The 22061-nt window shown below is 56.2% G+C and carries 22 protein-coding genes, 3 pseudogenes and 1 other annotated feature; of the genes and pseudogenes, 12 read left to right on the top strand and 13 right to left on the bottom strand.

Features of this window, described 5'->3' with window-relative positions:
• The first annotated feature begins 297 nt into the window (after nucleotides 1-297).
• Nucleotides 298-1206, top strand: coding sequence for a dihydrodipicolinate synthase family protein (locus RT120_RS07245; protein WP_312981268.1), 909 nt, complete (start codon nucleotides 298-300; stop codon nucleotides 1204-1206).
• A 33-nt stretch (nucleotides 1207-1239) separates the two neighbouring features.
• Here RT120_RS07245 and RT120_RS07240 read toward each other — a convergent pair.
• A pseudogene (locus RT120_RS07240) lies at nucleotides 1240-1545 on the bottom strand (deaminase); the annotation flags it as partial.
• Nucleotides 1538-1750, bottom strand: a pseudogene (locus RT120_RS07235) (ankyrin repeat domain-containing protein); the annotation flags it as partial. The pseudogenes RT120_RS07235 and RT120_RS07240, both read right to left, overlap by 8 nt.
• A 370-nt stretch (nucleotides 1751-2120) precedes the next feature.
• On the opposite strand from RT120_RS07235, the pseudogene RT120_RS07230 reads away from it, so the two are divergent.
• Nucleotides 2121-3050: pseudogene (locus RT120_RS07230) on the top strand (LysR substrate-binding domain-containing protein).
• Between the two features lies 1 nt (nucleotide 3051).
• On the opposite strand, the gene cobT reads toward RT120_RS07230, so the two are convergent.
• The 7 genes from cobT to dacD all read right to left on the bottom strand — a co-directional run bounded on the left by cobT (nucleotide 3052) and on the right by dacD (nucleotide 9439).
• Complete coding sequence (gene cobT, locus RT120_RS07225) at nucleotides 3052-4098, bottom strand: nicotinate-nucleotide--dimethylbenzimidazole phosphoribosyltransferase (RefSeq protein WP_312981266.1); 1047 nt, start codon at nucleotides 4096-4098, stop codon at nucleotides 3052-3054.
• Between the two features lie 11 nt (nucleotides 4099-4109).
• Nucleotides 4110-4850, bottom strand: coding sequence for an adenosylcobinamide-GDP ribazoletransferase (cobS, locus tag RT120_RS07220; RefSeq protein ID WP_312981264.1), 741 nt, complete (start codon nucleotides 4848-4850; stop codon nucleotides 4110-4112).
• Between the two features lie 24 nt (nucleotides 4851-4874).
• Nucleotides 4875-5822 (bottom strand): adenosylcobinamide-phosphate synthase CbiB, encoded by a 948-nt coding sequence (cbiB, locus tag RT120_RS07215; RefSeq protein WP_312981262.1) that lies wholly within the window; start codon nucleotides 5820-5822, stop codon nucleotides 4875-4877.
• A gap of 139 nt (nucleotides 5823-5961) precedes the next feature.
• The gene (locus tag RT120_RS07210) at nucleotides 5962-6294 is read right to left on the bottom strand and encodes a DUF496 family protein (RefSeq protein ID WP_312981260.1); all 333 of its coding nucleotides are present in this window, start codon (nucleotides 6292-6294) and stop codon (nucleotides 5962-5964) included.
• 164 nt (nucleotides 6295-6458) lie between these two features.
• Nucleotides 6459-7517: an FUSC family protein gene (locus RT120_RS07205; protein ID WP_312981257.1), complete on the bottom strand. Its 1059-nt coding sequence runs from the start codon at nucleotides 7515-7517 to the stop codon at nucleotides 6459-6461.
• Between the two features lie 137 nt (nucleotides 7518-7654).
• Complete coding sequence (sbmC, locus tag RT120_RS07200; RefSeq protein ID WP_312981255.1) at nucleotides 7655-8128, bottom strand: DNA gyrase inhibitor SbmC; 474 nt, start codon at nucleotides 8126-8128, stop codon at nucleotides 7655-7657.
• Nucleotides 8129-8275: 147 nt separating this feature from the next.
• Nucleotides 8276-9439: a serine-type D-Ala-D-Ala carboxypeptidase DacD gene (gene dacD / locus RT120_RS07195; protein WP_312981506.1), complete on the bottom strand. Its 1164-nt coding sequence runs from the start codon at nucleotides 9437-9439 to the stop codon at nucleotides 8276-8278.
• Between the two features lie 214 nt (nucleotides 9440-9653).
• Here dacD and sbcB point away from each other — a divergent pair, with 214 nt between their 5' ends.
• Nucleotides 9654-11078 carry an exodeoxyribonuclease I gene (gene sbcB, locus RT120_RS07190; protein ID WP_312981252.1) on the top strand — a complete coding sequence of 475 codons (1425 nt, stop codon included), beginning with the start codon at nucleotides 9654-9656 and terminating at the stop codon, nucleotides 11076-11078.
• 53 nt (nucleotides 11079-11131) lie between these two features.
• Here the strand turns inward: sbcB and RT120_RS07185 are convergent, their stop codons facing one another.
• From RT120_RS07185 to RT120_RS07175, 4 genes are all read right to left on the bottom strand, one after another.
• The gene (locus RT120_RS07185) at nucleotides 11132-12493 is read right to left on the bottom strand and encodes an APC family permease (RefSeq protein ID WP_312981250.1); all 1362 of its coding nucleotides are present in this window, start codon (nucleotides 12491-12493) and stop codon (nucleotides 11132-11134) included.
• Nucleotides 12483-12545 carry a membrane protein YoeI gene (gene yoeI, locus RT120_RS21750; protein ID WP_125292509.1) on the bottom strand — a complete coding sequence of 21 codons (63 nt, stop codon included), beginning with the start codon at nucleotides 12543-12545 and terminating at the stop codon, nucleotides 12483-12485. Before yoeI ends, RT120_RS07185 begins: the two co-directional genes overlap by 11 nt.
• A 229-nt stretch (nucleotides 12546-12774) precedes the next feature.
• Nucleotides 12775-13692 (bottom strand): LysR substrate-binding domain-containing protein, encoded by a 918-nt coding sequence (locus RT120_RS07180; RefSeq protein WP_312981247.1) that lies wholly within the window; start codon nucleotides 13690-13692, stop codon nucleotides 12775-12777.
• Nucleotides 13693-13733: 41 nt separating this feature from the next.
• On the bottom strand, nucleotides 13734-14558 hold the full coding sequence (locus RT120_RS07175; RefSeq protein WP_312981244.1) for an SDR family oxidoreductase: 825 nt from the start codon (nucleotides 14556-14558) through the stop codon (nucleotides 13734-13736).
• A 220-nt stretch (nucleotides 14559-14778) separates the two neighbouring features.
• Here RT120_RS07175 and hisL point away from each other — a divergent pair, with 220 nt between their 5' ends.
• The 9 genes from hisL (at nucleotide 14779) to hisIE (ending at nucleotide 22037) form a co-directional block, all read left to right on the top strand.
• Nucleotides 14779-14829 carry a his operon leader peptide gene (gene hisL, locus RT120_RS07170; protein ID WP_001364200.1) on the top strand — a complete coding sequence of 17 codons (51 nt, stop codon included), beginning with the start codon at nucleotides 14779-14781 and terminating at the stop codon, nucleotides 14827-14829.
• Nucleotides 14805-14927: a sequence feature (His leader region), on the top strand. It overlaps the preceding gene by 25 nt.
• Nucleotides 14928-15006: 79 nt before the next feature.
• The gene (hisG, locus tag RT120_RS07165; RefSeq protein WP_312981241.1) at nucleotides 15007-15906 is read left to right on the top strand and encodes an ATP phosphoribosyltransferase; all 900 of its coding nucleotides are present in this window, start codon (nucleotides 15007-15009) and stop codon (nucleotides 15904-15906) included.
• A 4-nt stretch (nucleotides 15907-15910) separates the two neighbouring features.
• Nucleotides 15911-17215, top strand: coding sequence for a histidinol dehydrogenase (hisD, locus tag RT120_RS07160; RefSeq protein WP_312981239.1), 1305 nt, complete (start codon nucleotides 15911-15913; stop codon nucleotides 17213-17215).
• A complete protein-coding gene (hisC, locus tag RT120_RS07155) occupies nucleotides 17212-18288 on the top strand; it encodes a histidinol-phosphate transaminase (RefSeq protein ID WP_312981236.1) in 1077 nt (358 codons plus the stop codon). The genes hisD and hisC overlap by 4 nt, the downstream gene beginning before the upstream one ends.
• A gap of 2 nt (nucleotides 18289-18290) precedes the next feature.
• A complete protein-coding gene (hisB, locus tag RT120_RS07150) occupies nucleotides 18291-19358 on the top strand; it encodes a bifunctional histidinol-phosphatase/imidazoleglycerol-phosphate dehydratase HisB (protein WP_312981233.1) in 1068 nt (355 codons plus the stop codon).
• On the top strand, nucleotides 19358-19948 hold the full coding sequence (hisH, locus tag RT120_RS07145) for an imidazole glycerol phosphate synthase subunit HisH (RefSeq protein ID WP_312981230.1): 591 nt from the start codon (nucleotides 19358-19360) through the stop codon (nucleotides 19946-19948). Before hisB ends, hisH begins: the two co-directional genes overlap by 1 nt.
• Nucleotides 19949-20686 carry a 1-(5-phosphoribosyl)-5-[(5-phosphoribosylamino)methylideneamino]imidazole-4-carboxamide isomerase gene (gene hisA, locus RT120_RS07140; protein ID WP_312981228.1) on the top strand — a complete coding sequence of 246 codons (738 nt, stop codon included), beginning with the start codon at nucleotides 19949-19951 and terminating at the stop codon, nucleotides 20684-20686.
• Nucleotides 20668-21444 carry an imidazole glycerol phosphate synthase subunit HisF gene (gene hisF / locus RT120_RS07135; RefSeq protein ID WP_312981225.1) on the top strand — a complete coding sequence of 259 codons (777 nt, stop codon included), beginning with the start codon at nucleotides 20668-20670 and terminating at the stop codon, nucleotides 21442-21444. The genes hisA and hisF overlap by 19 nt, the downstream gene beginning before the upstream one ends.
• Entirely contained in the window at nucleotides 21438-22037 is a 600-nt protein-coding gene (gene hisIE / locus RT120_RS07130) for a bifunctional phosphoribosyl-AMP cyclohydrolase/phosphoribosyl-ATP diphosphatase HisIE (protein WP_312981223.1), read from the top strand. Before hisF ends, hisIE begins: the two co-directional genes overlap by 7 nt.
• Nucleotides 22038-22061: the final 24 nt, after the last annotated feature.

The raw sequence follows: 22061 nt of genomic DNA, 5'->3' as shown, positions 1-22061 counted from the left end.
TGGACATATAATCCATGATATGGATGAAAAAGGTATACGCTTAAAAACGCAGCGATCCACAAACCGCGTCCAGAATTGTGCTTTAAATCACCAAATGGATACATTACAGCAACATTAATGCAACCAAATCGGCAATGACGCTTAAAGTGAAACAAGGTTCTGAAAAAAAGAGACACACATTCCAGAGATTGCAATTGGGGCTTGCACCCTCTGATGCGCCACATACACTTTTGATGGGAACTGATAACTACAAGCCTTGCTCGCCTTTACCTTTTGCCCTTTAACGCAGGAGTCCTGATGATGAGTACCCCACTGTTTCACGGCGTTATCCCTCCGGTTGCCACCCTTTTCGACGATGAAGGCCGCTTTTCACCACAACAGCAGGCACGGCTCATTGAACGGCTGGTCGCCAGCGATATCGACGGGCTATTTTTTCTCGGCAGCGCCGGGGAATTCGCTCATATGTCCGACGCGCTGCGCCAGGAAATTGCAGAATTTTGTATTAAGCAGGTGGCGGGACGTAAACCGGTACTGATCGGCATTGGGCATTCTGGCACCCAACAGGCGATTGAGCTGGGATTACACGCCCAGCGCTGCGGGGCTGACGGTGTAGTGGCAATCAACCCGTTCTATAATCCGCTCAGCGAAAGCAATCTGATTGCCCACTATCAGCGCATCAGCACGGCACTGGAACTGCCGGTACTGCTGTATAACTTCCCGGCCCTGACCGGGCAGCCGCTGCCGGTATCGGTGATTGTCGAGCTGGCAAAAACCTGCCCGAACATTGTCGGGCTAAAAGATACCGTGGACACGCTGTCGCATATCCGCGAAACCCTGGCGGCGGTAAAACCGGTACGACCGGATTTCGCGGTGTTCGCTGGTTATGATGAATATCTGTTTGGTACGTTGATTTTAGGCGGCGACGGCTGTATTCCGGCCAGCGCTAACTTTGCGCCCCAGCTGACCTGCGGCATTCTTAAAGCCTGGCGCGAGCAGGATTACGCCAAAGCGGTGGAACTCCAGCAGCGCCTGTCGCTGATCCCGCCGCTGTACGGCATCGATCTGCCGTTCTACAACGCCATTAAATATGCGCTTCAGCTCACCGGGCTGGATATTTCCTGCAACAGTCTGCCTCCCGCCTCCCCGCTGACGGACGAGATGAAAAGCCAGATAAAAGGGATTTTGCAACAGAGCGGCGTGATTTAACGCGACACCGCCGTCTTGCGACGGCGGCTTGCTTCAGGCTTTCGTGACATTTCCCCACACCAGACTTCCCAGGTGAAAGGTAGCCGCGCGGGGTGAAATCCGCGCCACCGCTTCTGCCGAACAGGACGCCGCCACCAGCACAAAACTGGCTTCATCCTGCGCCTTCGGCCAGGCGCGCTGGCCTTTATCATCCAGCGGTAGCACGTCCCCGGTGGCGATCGCCAGCGAGCGCAACAGGGTAAATTCAGTGGGGCGAATATAGCGCTGGATGTAAAGATTGGCTTTTTCCAGCATGTCGCCGAGGCCAAACGGCGACCAGTGGTCAATCACGCGTTTCGTCCTGCTTATCAATATCCGCGCCTTCAGAAAGTAAATACGAGACCGCCTCGTAGTGTTTATTCAGGCTGGCAAGGGTAATTGCCGTTCTGCCCTGGCGGTTGGTGCAGTTAATATCAACACCGTTATCCAGACAGGATTTAAGGGCAGTGATATCGCCCTGCTGCGCGGCAAGTAAAAATTCGCTAATCAGTTCATGCTGAGACATAGGGTTCTCCCCGTCAGGGCCAGGGGAAATAGAGTAATTTCGCGCTGGTTAATCATTGGATGCTAACTGATTCTGAGAATAGCAACACTGCATGGGGAATAACATCCGTTTGAAATGCATTCATCGGAAGGGGATAGATTGTTGAATAATTTTTAATAATCGGGCTTTTGTGTGCGGCAGCGCACCGTTTAAGCGTGCCGCGCTCACATTTTGAGCGCGTAAATGGGAGGCTAAAGGCCGGTTTTTGAGGGCACTGATGAGAAGCGTTGTCATCAAATGCTCAAAACGTGAAGCCAGGCAGGTTTATTGTAACAACAGTGTTAAATTGTATTCAAAACTGGTAACGCGCCACTGAAAAAGGAAAACGGCCATGAATTCCATCTTTACCGAAGAAAACCTGCATACGTTTACCATGGCTGCCCGCTACGCCAGTTTCAGCAAGGCCGCAGATGAGCTGGGCGTGACGACATCGGCGGTGAGCTATACCATCAAGCGCATTGAAACCTATCTCGATGTGGTGCTGTTTGCGCGTAATACCCGCAGCATTGAGCTGACCGAATCGGGGTTTTACTTTTATCGCAAAGCCATCGATTTGTTGAATGACTTTCACGCCATTAAACGCGGTATCGATACTATTTCCCAGGGCATTGAGGCCAGGGTGCGGATTTGCATCAACCAGTTGCTTTACACACCGCGCCATACCGCCAGGCTGTTGCAAACTCTGAAAAAGCAGTTCCCGACCTGCCAGATCACCGTGACCACCGAGGTCTATAACGGCGTGTAGGATTCAATTATTAATAATCAGGCCAATATCGCCATTGGCGCGCCCGATACGCTGCTTGATGGCGGCGGCATTGATTACACCGAAATTGGCGCGGTGCGCTGGGAGTTCGCTATCGCGCCGACCCACCCGCTGGCGCTGATGCCGGAGCCGATCACCGAAAGCCAGCTGCGGCTTTACCCGAATATCATGGTGGAAGACACCGCCCATACCATCAATAAAAAGGTCGGCTGGCTGCTGCACGGGCAGGAAGCGATTCTGGTGCCGGACTTCAATACCAAATGCCAGTGCCAGATCTTAGGTGAAGGCATCGGCTTTTTACCGGCCTATATGGTGAAAGAGCCCAAAGAACATGGGCTGCTGGTGACCAAAACGATTCACAACCCGCGTCAGGATTCACGGATGCTGCTGGCGACGCAACACGCCGCAACGGTGCAAGTGACCCAGTGGATCAAAAAACAGTTTGCCCCGGATGGCGTGTTGACGGCGATTTATCACGATCTGCTGTGGCGCGAGTAGGTTAAAGCTGGATATTACTTTCTGCCAGGCTGCCCATTTCGGTATAAATCGCGCAAGCGGCATCCACCAGATGCATCGCCAGCGCCGCACCGCTGCCCTCGCCAAGACGCATCCCCATATGCAGATACGGCTCGAGTCCCAGCGCGTTTAGCGCAACCGTCGCGCCTTTTTCCGCCGAGAAATGCGACGGGATCAGATAAGGTCGTGCCGCCGGGGCGATTTTGCAGGCCGCCAGCGCAGCCGCGTAGGAGAGGAAGCCGTCCAGCACCACCGGCAAACCGCAGCGCGCCGCGCCGAGGATCGTCCCGGTCATGCCTAATAAATCATAGCCGCCGACTTTTGCCAGCACATCGACCCCGTCACTGGCATCCGGCTGGTTGACGGTAATCGCCTGTTGCACCACCGTCACTTTATGAGCGATTTTCTCCGGCGGGAAGTTAGCCCCAAGCCCGACGACATCCGCGGGTGACGCATCGGCCAGCACGCTGACCATCGCCGCCGCCGGGGTAGTATTCGCCATACCCAGCTCACCCACGCCAAACACTTTTACGCCCCGCTCCGCCAGTTCGCAGGTATGGGCGATCACGCTCGCCAGCAATGCATTCGCCACCTGGCGCGACATCGCGGGCTCCCGAGCGATATTGCCGCTGCCGCGCGCCACCTTCAGACTGAAAATGCCCGGCAGCGGATCGCTGTCGATGCCGATATCGATGACATGCACATCTGCGCCCGCCTGCTTCGCCAGTACGCATACGCCGGTATTGTTGCGCAGCATATTCATCGCCTGAATAGCGGTAACCGCTTTAGGCGAAAGGGTGACCTGCTCATCATAAACGCCGTGATCGGCGCACATCACCATAATGGCTTTTTTGGCCTCCTGCGGTTTCCCGTAAAAACCCGGCATACCGGCCAGTTGCACCGCCAGGCTTTCCAGACGGCCCAGGCTTCCCGGCGGCTTCAGCAGGCCATCAAGATGGGTTTGCGCCTGGCGCATGGCATTTTCGTCAAGAGGGGGGATCGCGTTAATCAGTGAGGCCAGTGTTTGCATGTGTGTGCTCGTTATAAAAGGGCAATAAGAAAGAGGACTTCGCCAAGCTCAATGGCTGCGCCAAGTGTGTCTCCGGTCTGACCGCGCAGGGTGCGTTTAATCGCCATGCCGATCAGCGCAATGGCGAGTGTCGCGATCAACCAGGCCAGCAGGCCGCTGCCAGGCAGCAGAACCAGGCACAGCACCGCGCTGGTCACCAGCGTGATGGCAGTTTGCGCGAGGGTCACTTTGCCGATGAAAATATTGCCGAGGCCGTTATCGCGGGCGTAGCGCTGGCGGTACATCAGCAGCACCACCGCGCCGCGCCCCACCACGCTTGCCAGAATCAGTACCGGCAGCATCGAAAAGCCGCGCAGCGCCAGTTCGTTTACTACCAGTACTTTCGCCAGCAGTACGAAAATCAGCCCCAGCCCGCCGTGAGTGCCGAGGCGGCTGTCGCGCATGATCTCCAGCTTTCTTTCACGGGTGCGGGCAGAAAACAGCCCGTCGCAGGTATCCGCCAGGCCATCCAGATGAAAGCCGCCGGTCAGCGCTGCCAGCGCCAGTACGTAAAACAGCGCGGCAAGCGGCGTGCCGCACCAGGGGACCAGCAGCATAAACACGCCCGCGGCAATCGTGCCGAGCACCATGCCCACCCACGGGAACAACACGATACCGCGTGAATACTGTTCCAACTCCAGCCCCTGCGACCACCGGTAAGGCACCGGCAGACGGCTCATAAACGCGAGAGTGGCAAAAAAAGTCCGTATCATTTTTTCTCCGTGGTACCAGAAAAGTTAAAACATGACGAATAGCAGGCTGAATAACAGCAGCGCCAGCAGTGACGCAACATTCATCAGGCGAATGGTCGCGGGGATGTCGTCGACGCTTATTTCGCGGGTCGCCTCGCCGATCCAGGGTTTCTCTACCCGTTCGCCAAAGTAATCGTTCGGCCCGCCGAGCCGGATCCCCAGCGCGCCAGCTACCGTGCCTTCCGGCCAGGCGCAATTGGGGCTGCTGTGGTTGCGCCTGTCGCGCCAGCCGATACGCAGCGCCGATGAAGCGTCATTGCCGCAGAGTTTTGCCGCCAGCGCCAGCAGCAGCCAGCTTAAACGCGCCGGAATAAAATTGGCGATGTCGTCGATACGCGCCGAGACCATACCAATCGCCCGGTACTTTTGGTGTTTATAACCCACCATCGAGTCGAGGGTGTTGACCGCTTTATAGGCCAATGCGAGTGGCGCGCCGCCGAGCAGCAGAAAAAACAGCGGCGCAATCACGCCATCAACGCTGTTTTCAGCCACGGTTTCCACCACCGCACGGGTGATTTGCGGCGGTTGAAGCTGGGACGTATCGCGCCCGACAATCCAGGAGAGTTTTTCGCGGCTCTGCATTAAATCGCCTGCCCGCAGTGGTTTTTCAACCTCGCGCGCGGCATCGCCAAGACAGCGCCCGGCCAGCAGGGTGTAGATCATCCAGATTTCTACCGCCACGCCGAGCCATGCGTGCAGCCTGTAGGCCAGCGCCAGAATGCCCCACGACAGCGCCCATGTGGCACCCACAACGATGATCCACAGCAGCGCGCCGCCCAGCATCAGGGCGCGATCGCTGCGAGAGACGCGGCGAATGGCGCGTTGCACAAAATTAATAACATTGCCGATTACGCGGATGGGATGCGGCCAGTGTTGCGGATCGCCAAGCCAACAATCGAGCAGCCAGGCTGCCCACCAGATGAAAAGGGTCATCAGGATTTCCCGTCGCGCCAATGATAAGTAAGTAAAAGAAGTTGGGTTTCAGTTAACCGGAGCCGTGGGATCGGCCCGGGTTGACTTAAGCAGAATGAAAAACGGCGGCATGAATAATCAGTGCCGCCGTCTTGTTAAATCATTCTTTAATTTCAGGTGCTTTCAGCTCGCCCATCACTTTGAGCTTTTTGGAGATCTCGCGACGTTCTTTAGACAGTTCGGCGTTTTTGATGATGTAGTCATCCACGCGGTCTTCGTAGTCGGTTTTCATGCTGGCGATGATGCCCTGAATGGCTTCAATACTCATGCCTGGCTTGATGTAATCGCTCAGGTTGTCGAGCAGCAGCACGCGTTTCTGGTTGTCACGGATCTTCTTCTCTACATCCTGAATTTCGCGTTGCAGTTTGTTTTTACGACGGAACAAACGTACGAACTCCAGAACGTCCTGGAATGAAGGTTTGCCATTTTCCATATTTACACCCCTGATAATTGAGACTCTGATTCGTTCACAAGCCGCTGCGTCAAACATAACCGGCAACGGCTGCGCATGACAACGGTTAATACCCTACCCTAATAATACGCTGAATTCCTGCTGAATCGAAACCAGCAATATATCCACGCTGTTTCGTATGGTTTTTATTTACGCAATGCCCGGCAGATCAAGTGCGATAACAGCGCTAACTGGCGCGCCAGTTCCAGGCTTAACCAGACATAACCGTGAATTGAGGTTTCATGCAGTGCGTTGCCCTCATCCTGGCGCATTATCTCGCGTAATTCGCCGACAATTTCCGCCAGCCTGGCGTTATTGGCGGCGACCGGCGACGGATTGCCTTCATACAGGGCTTTCGACAGCGCCGCCAGGGTGTTGTGGGTCATCTGCTGAGTTTCGCGCAGGGTATGGGCGTTGATCATTACAAAATGGCTTTCGCGCGTCGCCCAGTGGGCGTTGAGCTGGAGTTCAAGCGTACAAACCAAATTGCGGCTGACGGTCTGGATCGCTTCAAACACCGATTTCTGAATGTGGGTTTCTTTGCTGGCAGGGACAATCAGCGCGCGCATTTTCACCACGTCGCTCAGCATGGCGTGTAGCGACTTATCAAGCCGGGGACGCTCCACCAGGTTTGGCGAAAACCCTGCCTGGGAGAGCCGGGTAAACGTATGCGCGAACGTCGCCATCTGGATGCGCCAGTGGATAAACGCGCGCTGGGGATAGATGCTGGTAAACAGCATTGCCAGCAGTGACCCTAAAATCACGTCGCCGCTGCGCCACAGGGCGATTTGCAGATCCCCCGCCGGGGCACCCACCACGACAGAAAGCGTAATGCCGATAAGCAGCGCCTGATAGGGCCGTTTCCCGAGAGTGAGATAACCGCAGATAAACATCGCCAGCGCACACCACAGCAGCATAATCGGCAGGGAAATCAGCTCCAGCTTCAGGGCGATTAACCCCACCGATGCGCCAAAAATCGTCCCGCCGATGCGTTCAAAGGCACGCGGCACCACGTTGCCCCAAAACGAGATCGGACCCATCACCACCACGAGCGTAATCAGCGGCCAGGTGCCTTCCGGCACATTCAGCAGGCGGACCAGTAAAAAAGTCAACGTAAAGGCCAGCGCGATGCGTACGCCGTGCACCAGGCGGTAATGACGATAGAGCCGGATTTCGAAAGGGCTTAATGATTTATCAGGACGCACACCGGCTCTCCGCATGAAAAAAACCGCATTGTACCGGGATTTCGCCGCCTGGCATCAACACATCGGGGTAAACGCGCCGTTATTGTGGCCAATAACGGCGGCGTAAAGCCCGGCCTGCAAGGCAAGGCCGGGGTTGATTATTCGTGTTTAGGTTCAACCGGAACGAACATGTTGATGTCCCAGTAGCCGTCTTTCGCCCCATCGTTGAGGTAGATTTCAAAACAGGGTTTGGGGGCAATCTGGTATTTCACATCTTCAAGCAGGCTATTGAAAAACAGCCGCCAGGGCGTTTCAAAATCGTGATGTTCAACACGCGCCTGGGCTACGGCGTATTGCCCGCCCGCCACTTCGGTTGCCATAACGCCTTCACTGTTGGCGGGGATAGCGAAATTTTCAGGCACGGTTACCGCAGTATCGCAGCGCAGTTTCTCTGCGGGCACGCTATCCGGGTTATCGTAATAAACGGCAATCCACTCCAGCGGCTGAATCTTATTGCTGTCCACCCACATCACCAGTTGCTCAAAACCCTGTGGGACGGTTTTATCCCAGGGGCCAACTAAATGAAACCCGGCGATGCGACGAGTTTCTGCGTGTTGAATCTGATAATCCATGATCGTTCCTCGCTGTGAAATAACTGTATATGCAAACAGTATTATACGTTCTGTACTGGCGCTCTAAAGCATAGATTGCTTAATTTGTGAGCGCACTCTCGTAAAAGACTGTTTCGGAGAACGACGGGGTAAGCCCCTGTTAAACCATTAAAGTTTATGGTGCAGGTAATCACTAAAGCGCGAGAATATGCCGCCTTTTTCAACCGCCTTAAGCGTCACCAGCGGCCAGTGGGCCACCAGCTTATCGCGGTCATACAGTTCGATTTCGCCCACCCGCTGTTGCGCCGCCAGCGGTGCTTCAAGCTCCGGCTTATCCAGTACGTATTTGGCTTTGATATTCGCCACTTCGGATTTGGGCAGACTGAGCCAGAAATCACGATCGGTGCCCACGTCGACGTTTTCGACATCGCCGTACCAGATACGCTCGGTGCCGACTTTTTTGCCTTTATGCAGGATCTGCACGGTATCGAACTGGTTTTGCCCCCAGTGCAGTAGCTTACGCGCCTGTTCTTCCCGCGCTTTCGGGCTATCCGCGCCCATCACCACGGCAATTAACCGCCGCTGCCCGTCCACGCTGGAGGCGATCAGGTTAAACCCGGCACCGGAGGTGTGCCCGGTTTTCAGGCCGTCCACGCTCAGGCTTTTGTCCCACAGCAGGCCGTTACGGTTTTGCTGGGTGATGCCGTTCCAGGTGAGGCTGCGCTCGCTGTACATATGGTAAAAAGCCGGTTCACCGTGGATGATGGCGCGCGACAGCACCGCCAGGTCATACGCGGAGCTGTGCTGGCCCGGCGCGTCAAGGCCGTGGACGGTTTCGAAGTGGGTGTCGCGCAGGTTAAGCCGGTGGGCGTAGTCGTTCATCATTTTGACAAACGGCGCTTCGCCGCCCGCGATGTAATCCGCCAGCGCCACGCAAGCGTCGTTGCCGGAATCAACAATCAATCCCCGGCTCAGATCGTGGACCGTGACGCGATCCCCGGCTTTTAAAAACATCAGCGACGAACCGGCAAAAACCGGGTTGCCGTAGGCCGACGCGTCCGCGCCCACGGTAACCACATCATCAGGCGTGATGCGGTGGCTGTCGATGGCGCGATCCACCACATAGCCGGTCATCAGTTTGGTAAGGCTTGCCGGGTTGCGCTGCTGATGCTCATTGCCTGCCGTTAAAATCTGACCGGTAGTGTAATCCATCAGTACCCATGCCCCCGCCTGAACCTGAGGGGGAACGGGCGTGACAGCAAAAGTGGGTGCTGCACTGGCGTTAGCACCAAGAAAAGCGAGCAAAGAAGCGGCAATCAGGCGGGTTTTCAACAGCATATCCTCGTTTGTGTTTTTTTGTCCGCGCCTGTTTTACGGAACTTCGTATGTAAACGCATTCATTAATTGCAAAGAAATATGACAGACAACACATTTCTCGGAGTAATACGTATCCGGTAGCGTGAAAAACCACCGTGATTTTCTTCTGAATGGACGGCCAATCGTTTACCATAAACGCCAGTTTTTGACCCCTTCAGGATGGTGACCGGTGACTGATTCCACAGCACAGCCGACTTTTCTTTTCCACGACTATGAAACCTTCGGTACCCGCCCGGCACTGGATCGACCCGCGCAGTTCGCCGCGATACGTACCGATATGGATTTCAATATTATCGGCGAACCTGAGGTGTTTTATTGCAAACCCGCCGATGACTATCTGCCGCAGCCGGAAGCGGTGCTGATTACCGGCATCACGCCCCAGATCGCGGCGGCGCGCGGCACCAGCGAAGCCGAATTTGCTAAGCGCATCCATGATTTATTCACCGTGCCGAATACCTGCGTGGTGGGTTACAACAATGTGCGTTTTGATGATGAAGTGACGCGCAATATTTTTTACCGCAACTTTTACGATCCGTACGCCTGGAGCTGGCAAAACCAGAATTCGCGCTGGGATTTGCTGGACGTGATGCGCGCTTGCTACGCCCTGCGCCCGGAAGGCATCAACTGGCCGGAAAACGACGAAGGCCTGCCGAGCTTTCGCCTTGAGCATCTCACCGTGGCCAACGGCATTGAGCACGCCAACGCGCATGACGCGATGGCCGATGTGTATGCCACCATCGCGATGGCAAAATTGGTGAAAACCCAGCAGCCGCGGCTGTATGACTATCTTTTTAGCTATCGCAATAAACAAAAGCTGGCAACGCTGATTGATATCCCGCAGATGAAACCGTTGGTGCATGTTTCCGGTATGTTCGGCGCGTTTCGCGGTAATACCAGTTGGATTGCGCCGCTGGCGTGGCACCCGGAAAATCGCAATGCGGTGATTATGGTGGATTTGGCAGGAGATATGACCCCGCTGCTGGCGCTTGACACTGATGCGCTGCGTGAACGGCTGTACACCGCCAAAACCGACCTGGGCGACGATGCGGCGGTGCCCGTTAAGCTGGTTCATCTGAACAAGTGCCCGGTGCTGGCGCAGGCCAATACGCTGCGCCCGGAAGATGCCGACAGATTGGGCATCAACCGTCAGCGTTGCCTGGATAACCTGAAAATCCTGCGCGAGCGCCCTGACGTGCGCGAGAAAGTGGTGGCACTGTACGCCGATGCCGAGCCGTTTGTGCCGTCTGAGGATGTGGATGCCCAGCTGTATAACGGTTTCTTCAGCGATGCCGATCGCGCCGGGATGCGTATTATTCTGCAAACCGAACCGCAAAACCTGCCGGCGCTGGATATCAGCTTTGTGGATAAGCGCATCGAGAAATTGCTGTTTAACTACCGGGCGCGTAACTTCCCTGGCACCCTGGACCATGAAGAGCAGCAGCGCTGGTTGCGCCATCGCCAGGCGCGCTTTACGCCGGAATATTTGCAACGCTATGCCCAGGAGCTGGAAATGCTGTACGGGCAGTATGAAGGGGATAAAGAGAAAATCGCGCTGTTGCGGGCGCTGTATCAGTATGTTCAGGACGTGTTGTAAGTTGGACCCAGACCATAAAAAAGGCTCCCTCGGGAGCCTTTTTCGTTTTCGCATTACTGGGCGATATCTTCGTACTGCGGAACCGGGTTGCGGAAGCTTTTGGTCACGCAAGCCAGATAGACCAGGCCAATGCCCGCCCAAATCAGGCCCAGTACCATAGAGCTCTCTTCCAGGTTGATCCACAGCGCGCCTACGGTCAGCGCGCCACAGACCGGCAGCACCAGATAGTTGAAGTGGTCTTTCAGCGTTTTGTTGCGCTTCTCGCGGATCCAGAACTGGGAAATCACCGACAGGTTAACGAAGGTGAACGCCACCAGCGCACCGAAGTTAATCAGCGCGGTCGCAGTAACCAGGTCGAAGTTAATCGCCAGCAGGGCAATTGCGCCAACCAGCAGCACGTTCCACGCCGGGGTGCGCCATTTCGGGTGCACATAGCCAAAGAAGCTGCGCGGGAACACGCCGTCGCGGCCCATCACGTACATCAGGCGAGAAACGCCCGCGTGCGCCGCCATACCGGAAGCCAGCACGGTAATGGTGGAGAACACCAGTACGCCGAACTGGAAGGTTTTACCCGCCACGTACAGCATGATTTCCGGCTGGGACGCGTCAGGATCTTTAAAGCGCGAGATGTCCGGGAAATAGAGTTGCAGGAAATAGGACGCGCAGATAAAGATCAGGCCGCCGATCAGCGCCGTCAGGAAAATGGCTTTCGGGATCACGCGCTCCGCGTCTTTGGTTTCTTCAGACAGCGAGCTGATGCCGTCGAAGCCCAGGAACGAGAAGCACAGGATGGTCGCGCCGGTAATCATCGGCACAACGTGTGCGCCTTCGCTCCAGAAAGGACGGGTGCTGGTCAGCGTACCCGCGCCTTCGCCGTGCGCCACGCCGTAGACGATCAGACCAATGATCACCGCCACAATACCCATCTGCAAAATAACAATCAGGGTGTTGAAGTTCGCCACGCTCTTGATGCTGCGCAGGTTTGAGATGGTCATAAAGGCCACCAGCGCCACCACGAAAATCCATGACGGAACGGAAGGCACCAGTGCTTCAAAGTAAATTTTTGCCAGCAGGATGTTGATCATCGGCATGAACAAGTAGTCCAGCAGAGATGACCAACCCACCATAAAGCCAACGGTCGGGCTGATGGATTTCTGGGCATAAGTGTAGGCCGAGCCAGCGGACGGGAAGCGCTTAACCAGTTTACCGTAGCTCAGTGCGGTAAACAGGATAGCGACCAGCGCAAAGGCGTAAGCCGTTGCGACGTGACCGTCAGTGAGGCCCGATACGATACCGAACGTATCAAACAGCGTCATCGGCTGCATATAGGCAAGGCCCATCATGACAACCGGAATCAACGTAAGCGTTTTACGTAATTCCACGCGAGAGGTCTTTGGAGTAGCGTTATGCGACATGGTCATCCCCCATTACGGCGAACGCCGTCGCAAAAGCAAAAAATTGCCCCATTTTTTGGTTTCCTCAGCGACAACAACTGTCGATTTTTAGTAAGTATCTATCCGGTACGAAGCCCGGCCTCTTTGATTTGAATGACGTGTTTGTTGCAAAAAAATAACCGACGCTCTTAACGTCGGTTAGCTTTAATTTTTGCAGGCGGCGTATTTTGCCCATTTTGGATTGCAAAGACAAGACGTTGAGAGCCTCATCACGCATTTCTTTTTAACTGCGCACGATATGCTCAAACGGGTTCCGACTGGGGGGCATACAGCGCCATGATTTCCGGGCTGGCGAGAATGTTTTCCCGCCACCAGCCGCAGGCTAATCCTTCAGTCTGCTCGTTCCAGCCCAACCATACCGAAACCGCCCCCAGTTCAGGTATGACGCGTTTTTCGATTAACGCGCCGGAATCAAAATATCGTTGCACCATAAAGCGCGGTAAATAGCCACAGGCGAGGCCGCTGATTTGCAGTTCCAGCTTGGTTTTAAAATCGAATACCGTAATCACATCTTGCTCATCCAGCACCATAGTGGCAGACGATAACGCCGGACGGCCATCTCCGATCACCGCCGTTCGGTGCCGCTTAATATCCCGGCGGTTTAAGGGCTCCGGGGAGTGTGCTAAGGCATGATGCGCGGCAACGACAAACACGCTCTCCAGTTTTCCGAGCATTTCGTAACCAAAACCGCTCAGGGTGGGAGGAGGATGCAAGGCGCCAATAATCAGGTCGGCATGCCCCTGCGTTAACGCGTCCCAGGAGCCGCCCTGGACGCCGTTCACAAACTTCAGTCGCGTGACGTTGCAGTTGGCGAAGAACTTTTCAATAAGCGGTGCCAGAAGTGAAAAAGGAAAAGCATCATCGACGCCGATGCGCAGCTCTTTTTCCCAACCCTGATGCAATTTAACCGCCTGTTTTTCCAGCTCACGCACGGTATGCAGCACTTCCCGTCCCCGCTCAAGCAGCATCTGGCCGGTACGGGTGAACTTCGCCCGGTGGCCGCTGCGGTCAAGAAGCGTGATTTTCAGGTCGTTTTCCAGCTTGTGGACGGTATAACTCAGTGCGGAAGGTGTCTTGTAGAGTTTGGTCGCAGCGGCAGCGAAACTGCCCTCTTTATCGAGGGCATCCAGAATAATGAGAACATCCAACAATGGTTTCATATGCGCCCCCTGCGTTGCGCCTGATAACCCGTGCTGGATGGTTACTCCATCGGCATCACTAACGGGTCAGGATACTGGTATTCAAAGCCGAGCTCATTACAGATTCGGTTTCCGTCAATTAATTTGCCTTTCCCCGGCTGGGCGCTGTCGCTGAAATGCGGCGGCTCAAGTCCGAGCTGGCGGGCCATCACCGGGTAAAATTCTGCGCGGGTCGGATGACGTGGCGCACATATATTATAGACGTGCCCGCCTTTTGGAGCCTGAAGCAGCAAGGTAATCGCAGCGACAACGTCTTCCAGATGTACCAGATTGACCCCGTGGTTGCCGTTCGGGCCGCTTTTGCCCGCGAAGAACCGCCCCGGATGACGCCCCGGCCCGACCAGGCCCGCGAGCCGCAGAATGTCTACCGACGTGCCCGGCAAATTGTGCAGCCAGTCCTCCAGTTCTTTTAGCACTCTGCCGCTTTCGGTTTGCGGATTGCGCGGCGAGGTCTCTTTGTAGGTGCCTTCGCCATCGCCATACACCGAGGTGGAACTGGTAAAAATGATGCGCGGGATGTTATGCGCCAGGGCGCTGTCGACAATTTCCTGTACCGCCTGGAGGTAAAATTCGCCGTTACCGCCGGTACGCCGGGCCGGTAGCGTCAGTACTAAGGCATCAACATCGAGCAAGGCGTCGAGGTTATCGGTATCGCAGACCAGCGCCGGGGTTAACTGCAACTGGAAAGCCTCAACGCCGCACATCCGCGCCGCCTCCACACCGTCAAAAGTGGTTTTGCTTCCCGTTACCTGCCAGCCGCGCGCGTTTAACGCCAGTGCCAGCGGCATTCCCAGCCAGCCTAACCCGACAATCGCAACCTTTTTCATACCCCCTCCTCTGTTCCCTTTCTGCTATGCCGCCGTCGTTTTAGCTGAAAACGCAACGTGCATCCCACATTGTGCAGTGTAGGCTACGCCAGCCATAACCTGCTGACAATTCACCTGTTGAATACGAAACGACGATTGATGAAAAAAGGGCTTGCCAGGTCAGGCTTATCTGGTTTAGGGTTAATGCCAGAGTTTGAATAATCATTCATCAGAGAATTTTATGACGCGCGTTCAGTTTAAACACCACCATCATCACCATCACCCTGACTAGTCTTTCAGGCGATGTGTGCTGGAAGACAGTGAGATCTTCCAGAGGTGCAGAACGCAAGAGAAAGCCCCCGGAAGATCGTCTTCCGGGGGCTTTTTTTTACCCCGACGTTCAGGGTAATCCGGTGTAGTAAAACAGATAACGCACAACACAATTCAGGGTTCACGAGGAAAAGAGAAGATGACCGACACCAACCGTTTACGCATAGCTATTCAGAAATCCGGGCGTTTAAGTGATGATTCACGCGAATTGCTCGCGCGCTGCGGCATAAAAATTAATCTCCACACCCAGCGCCTGATCGCTCTTGCCGAAAACATGCCGATCGATATTCTGCGCGTGCGCGATGACGATATTCCCGGCCTGGTGATGGATGGCGTGGTGGATCTCGGCATCATCGGCGAAAACGTGCTGGAAGAAGAACTGCTGAACCGCCGCGCCCAAGGGGAAGATCCGCGCTATTTCACCCTGCGCCGCCTGGATTTCGGCGGTTGCCGTCTTTCCATCGCTGCGCCGGTCGACGAGCCGTGGGACGGCCCGCAAGGCCTGAACGGCAAGCGTATCGCCACCTCCTATCCGCACCTGCTCAAGCGTTACCTCGATCAAAAAGGCGTTCAGTTCAAATCCTGCTTGCTGAACGGTTCTGTCGAAGTTGCCCCGCGCGTAGGCCTGGCGGACGCTATCTGCGATCTGGTTTCTACTGGCGCGACCCTGGAAGCCAACGGCCTGCGTGAGACCGAAGTGATTTACCGCTCTAAAGCCTGCCTGATCCAGCGCGACGGCGAAATGCCGGACGCCAAACAGCAACTGATCGACAAACTGCTGACCCGTATCCAGGGCGTGATCCAGGCCCGTGAATCTAAATACATCATGCTGCACGCGCCGACCGAGCGTCTCGACGAAGTGATCGCCCTGCTGCCGGGCGCGGAACGCCCGACCATTCTGCCGCTGGCGGGCGATCAGCAGCGCGTGGCGATGCACATGGTAAGCAGCGAAACCCTGTTCTGGGAAACCATGGAAAAACTGAAATCGCTGGGCGCCAGTTCGATTTTGGTATTACCAATTGAGAAGATGATGGAGTAACGCCATGGCCTTTAATACCCCGATCAACTGGAACGACTGCGACGCCCAGGCGCAACAGGCGCTGTTGACCCGCCCGGCGGTATCTGCGTCAGAGAGCATCGCCCGCACGGTAAGCGAGATCCTGACTAACGTCAGCGCCAACGGCGATAGCGCGCTGCGTGAGTACAGCGCCCGGTTCGATAAAACCACTATGGATGCGCTGGCGGTTAGCGAAGCGGAGATCGACGCCGCCGTGGCGCGTCTTGGCGATGAGATTAAACAGGCGATGGCGGTGGCCGTCGCCAATATCGACACTTTCCATCGGGCACAAGTGTTGCCCGCGGTGGATATCGAAACCCAACCCGGCGTGCGCTGCCAGCAGGTGACGCGCCCTATCGCCTCGGTGGGCCTGTATATTCCCGGCGGCTCCGCGCCGCTGTTTTCAACCGTGCTGATGCTGGCCACCCCGGCGCGCATCGCGGGCTGTAAAAAAGTGGTGCTCTGCTCTCCGCCGCCGATTGCTGATGAAATTCTGTACGCGGCACGTCTGTGCGGGGTACAGCAGGTTTACCAGGTGGGCGGCGCTCAGGCCATCGCGGCGATGGCGTTTGGCACTGGGAGCGTGCCGAAAGTGGATAAAATCTTCGGGCCGGGCAATGCGTTTGTGACCGAAGCTAAACGACAGGTCAGCCAGCGGCTGGATGGCGCGGCGATTGATATGCCCGCCGGGCCGTCTGAAGTGCTGGTGATCGCCGACAGCGGCGCGACCCCGGATTTCGTGGCCTCGGATTTGCTGTCCCAGGCGGAACACGGCCCCGATTCGCAGGTGATCCTGCTAACGCCGGACAGCGCGATGGCGCAGGCAGTGGCTGAAGCGGTCGATCGTCAGTTGTCAGAACTGCCGCGCGCGGAAACCGCACGCCAGGCGCTGGCAGAAAGCCGCCTGATTGTGGCGCGCGATTTGGCGCAGTGCGTGGCGATCTCTAACCAGTACGGCCCTGAGCACCTAATTATTCAGACCCGCAACGCCCGCGAACTGGTTGACGACATTACCAGCGCCGGTTCGGTATTCCTCGGCGACTGGTCACCGGAATCGGCTGGCGATTACGCCTCCGGTACTAACCACGTATTGCCGACCTACGGTTATACCGCCACCTGCTCAAGCCTGGGACTGGCGGATTTTCAGAAGCGCATGACGGTCCAGGAGCTGACGCCTGCCGGTTTCAGTGCGCTGGCGCAGACCATTGAAACCCTGGCCGCCGCTGAACAACTTACCGCCCACAAAAATGCTGTCACCCTGCGCGTCGCCGCACTTAAGGAGAAGCCATGAGCATTGCCGAGTTAGCCCGTGAAAACGTTCGCAATCTGACGCCGTATCAATCTGCGCGTCGCCTGGGGGGTAACGGCGATGTCTGGCTGAATGCCAACGAATACCCGACGCCGGTAGAGTTTCAGCTCACCGCGCAAACGTTAAATCGCTATCCTGAATGCCAGCCAAAATTGGTAATCGAGCGCTATGCGCAATACGCGGGCGTGAAGCCGGAACAGGTACTGGTCAGCCGGGGTGCCGACGAAGGTATTGAACTGCTGATCCGCGCGTTTTGTGAGCCGGGGAAAGATGCGGTGCTGTATTGCCCGCCAACCTATGGCATGTACAGCGTCAGCGCCGAAACCCTCGGCGTGGAGTGCCGCACCGTGCAGGCGATTGACGGCTGGCAGCTCGACCTTCCGGCGATTGCCGAAAAGCTCGATGGCGTGAAAGTGGTATTTGTCTGTAGCCCCAATAATCCGACCGGGCAGTTGATTAATCCGCAGGATATTCGCGTTTTATTAGAAATGACGCGCGGAAAAGCCATCGTGGTGGCCGATGAGGCCTATATTGAATTCTGCCCACAGGCAACGCTGGCCGCCTGGCTGGACGAATACCCGAACCTGGTGGTGCTGCGTACCCTCTCCAAAGCCTTCGCGCTGGCCGGGTTACGCTGCGGCTTTACCCTGGCGAATGAAGAGATTATCGGCCTGCTGCTCAAAGTGATCGCCCCCTACCCGCTCTCCACGCCGGTCGCGGATATCGCGGCCCAGGCGCTGAGCCCGCAGGGCATCGTGGCGATGCGTGAGCGTGTGGCAGAAATCCTCGTTAATCGCCAGTTTTTGATGAGCGAGCTGAAAAAGGTCGCCTGCGTTGAGAACGTGTTTGACAGTGAAACTAACTACGTGCTGGCGCGCATTTCTACGTCGAGCGCGGTGTTTAAATCCCTGTGGGATCAGGGCATTATCTTACGCGATCAGAACAAACAACCAACATTAAGCAACTGCCTGCGCGTAACCGTCGGCACCCGTGAAGAGTGCCAGCGCGTGATCGACGCGCTGCAGGAACAACCCGGCCTCGCGGCCACGGAGTAAGTATGAGTCAGAAGATCCTCTTTATTGACCGTGATGGCACCTTGATTTCAGAACCGCCGGAAGATTTTCAGGTCGACCGTTTTAACAAGCTGGCGCTGGAGCCGGACGTGATCCCGCAGTTGCGCAAGCTACAGGACGCGGGTTACAAGCTGGTGATGATCACGAACCAGGACGGACTCGGCACATCCAGCTTTCCGCAGGATGATTTCGACGGCCCGCACAATCTGATGATGCAGATTTTTACCTCCCAGGGCGTGAATTTCGACGAGGTGCTGATTTGTCCGCACTTGCCAGCGGACAACTGCGACTGCCGTAAGCCGAAAACCCAACTGGTGACGGCATACCTGGCGGAAGACGCGCTGGATCGCGCTAACAGCTATGTGATTGGCGACCGGGCGACCGACATCGAACTGGCGGAAAATATGGGCATCACCGGCCTGCGCTACCACCGCGATGAACTGGGCTGGGCGAAAATCGCCGAGCAACTGACCCGCCGCGACCGCTACGCCCGCGTCGAGCGCAACACCAAAGAGACCCAGATTGAGGTGGAAGTGTGGCTGGACCGTGAAGGCGGCAGCAAAATCCACACTGGCGTCGGCTTCTTCGACCATATGCTGGACCAAATTGCCACGCACGGCGGTTTTCGCATGAATATCACGGTGAAAGGCGATCTGTATATTGACGATCACCACACTGTCGAAGATACCGGCCTGGCGCTGGGCGAAGCGCTGAAACTGGCGCTGGGCGACAAGCGCGGCATCGCACGTTTCGGTTTTGTGCTGCCGATGGACGAATGCCTGGCGCGCTGCGCGCTGGATATTTCCGGCCGTCCACACCTCGAATACAAAGCGGATTTCACCTTCCAGCGCGTTGGCGATCTGAGCACTGAAATGGTCGAGCACTTTTTCCGTTCGCTCTCTTACACCATGGGCGTGACCCTGCACCTGAAAACCAAGGGTAAAAACGATCACCATCGCGTGGAAAGCCTGTTTAAAGCCTTTGGCCGCACCCTGCGCCAGGCGATCCGCGTGGAAGGCGATACGCTTCCGTCGTCGAAAGGAGTGCTGTAATGGACGTGGTGATTCTCGATACCGGATGCGCCAACCTGTCGTCAGTGAAATGGGCGATCCAACACCTCGGCTATGAGCCGCAGGTCAGCCGCGACGCCGATGTGGTGCTGCGTGCCGACAAGCTTTTTCTGCCGGGCGTCGGCACCGCGCAGGCCGCGATGGATCAGCTGCGCGAGCGTGAGTTGATCGACCTGATCAAAGCCTGCACCCAGCCGGTGCTGGGGATCTGCCTCGGGATGCAACTGCTCGGCTCACGCAGCGAAGAAAGCCAGGGTGTGGAAACCCTCGGGATTATCGACGAAGCGGTGCCAAAAATGACCGATTTCGGCCTGCCGCTGCCGCATATGGGCTGGAACCGCGTCTACCCGAAAGCGGGCAATCGCCTGTTTAACGGCATTGAGGACGGTGCCTATTTCTATTTCGTCCACAGTTACGCTATGCCGGTGAATGCTTACACCATCGCGCAGTGCAACTATGGCGAGCCGTTTACTGCGGCGGTACAGAAAGACAATTTCTACGGCGTGCAATTTCACCCTGAACGTTCGGGTGCCGCGGGTGCGCAGCTGCTGAAAAATTTCCTGGAGATGTGAATGATTATCCCAGCTTTAGATTTGATTGACGGCACGGTGGTACGCCTGCATCAGGGCGATTACGGCCAGCAGCGCAATTACGGCAACGACCCGCTGCCGCGCTTACAGGCGTATCAGGCGGAAGGGGCCGAAGTGCTGCACCTTGTCGACCTGACCGGGGCGAAAGATCCGGCAAAACGCCAGATCCCGCTACTGAAAACGTTACTGGCGGGCGTCAGCGTGCCGGTACAGGTTGGTGGCGGCGTGCGTACTGAAGAGGATGTCGCGGCGCTGCTGGACGCGGGAGCAACGCGTGTGGTCGTCGGTTCCACCGCGGTGAAATCTCCTGAACGGGTCAAAGGCTGGTTTGCGCGTTTTGGCGCAGAACACCTGGTGCTGGCGCTGGATGTACGCATTGACGAAAACGGCGCGAAACAAGTGGCGGTAAGCGGCTGGCAGGAGAATTCCGGCGTGACGCTGGAAGAACTGGTGGATGCGTTCCTGCCGGTCGGCTTAAAGCATGTGCTGTGTACTGATATTTCAAAGGACGGCACGTTAAAAGGCTCTAACGTCGAGCTGTATAAAGAAGTGTGTGCCCGCTTCCCATCCGTCGCCTTTCAGGCTTCTGGCGGGATTGGTGGCATCGAAGATATTGAGGCATTAAAAGGCAGCGGTGTTAAAGGCGTGATCGTCGGACGCGCGCTGCTGGAAGGCAAATTCACCGTCGCGGAGGCTGTACAATGCTGGCAAAACGGATAATCCCCTGCCTGGACGTGCGTGACGGCCAGGTCGTGAAAGGCGTGCAGTTTCGCAACCATGAGATCATTGGCGATATCGTTCCGCTGGCAAAACGCTACGCCGAAGAAGGCGCGGACGAACTGGTGTTCTACGATATCACTGCTTCAAGCGATGGCCGCGTGGTCGATAAGAGCTGGGTGTCGCGCGTCGCGGAAGTGATCGATATTCCCTTCTGCGTGGCGGGCGGGATCAAAACCCCGGAAGATGCGGCACAGATCCTCTCCTTCGGCGCGGATAAGATTTCCATTAACTCCCCTGCCCTGGCTGACCCCGAACTGATTACCCGCCTGGCGGATCGCTTCGGCGTGCAGTGCATCGTGGTAGGCATTGATACCTGGTTTGATGAGCAAACCGGCAAGTATCACGTTAATCAATACACCGGCGATGAAAGCCGCACCCGCGTCACCCAATGGGAAACGCTGGATTGGGTACAGGAAGTGCAAAAGCGCGGCGCGGGTGAAATCGTACTGAATATGATGAACCAGGACGGCGTGCGTAACGGCTATGATCTGGTGCAACTGAAAAAAGTCCGTGACGTTTGCCATGTACCGATGATCGCCTCCGGCGGCGCAGGCACTATGGAGCACTTCTTAGAAGCCTTCCGCGATGCTGACGTGGATGGCGCGCTGGCCGCGTCGGTATTCCATAAGCAAGTTATTAATATCAATGAACTAAAGGCGTTCCTGGCGCTACAGGGAGTGGAGATTCGGGTATGTTAACTGAGCAACTGGATTTTGAAAAAACCGGCGGTTTGCTGCCGGTTGTAGTGCAACATGCCGTGTCCGGCGAAGTGCTGATGCTGGGATATATGAACGGCGAAGCGCTGGAAAAGACTCAACAGTCCGGAAAAGTGACGTTTTATTCACGCACCAAACAGCGTTTATGGACCAAAGGCGAAACTTCGGGAAACTTCCTCAACGTGGTGAGCATTACGCCGGACTGCGACAACGACACCCTGCTGGTGCTGGCGAATCCCATCGGCCCGACCTGCCACAAGGGAACGTCAAGCTGCTTTGGCGATGTGCATCACCAGTGGCATTTTCTGTATCAGCTGGAACAGCTGCTGGCGGAACGGAAATATGCGGATCCGGCCAGCTCGTATACTGCGAAGCTGTATGCCAGCGGGACTAAGCGTATCGCGCAGAAAGTTGGGGAAGAAGGCGTGGAAACCGCGCTGGCTGCGACGGTGAACGACCGCGAAGAGCTGACGAATGAAGCGTCTGATTTGATGTATCACTTGATGGTGCTGCTACAGGATCAGGAGCTGGATTTAGGGGCGGTGATTGAGAATTTGCGGGGAAGGCATAAGTAGTAGGATGTAAAAATTATCACTGAA

It is taken from the genome of Atlantibacter sp. (assembly GCF_032062175.1).
Lineage (GTDB): Bacteria > Pseudomonadota > Gammaproteobacteria > Enterobacterales > Enterobacteriaceae > Atlantibacter.
The sequence above is the reverse complement of the archived record's forward strand: the minus strand, read 5'-3'. Positions and strand labels throughout refer to the sequence as shown.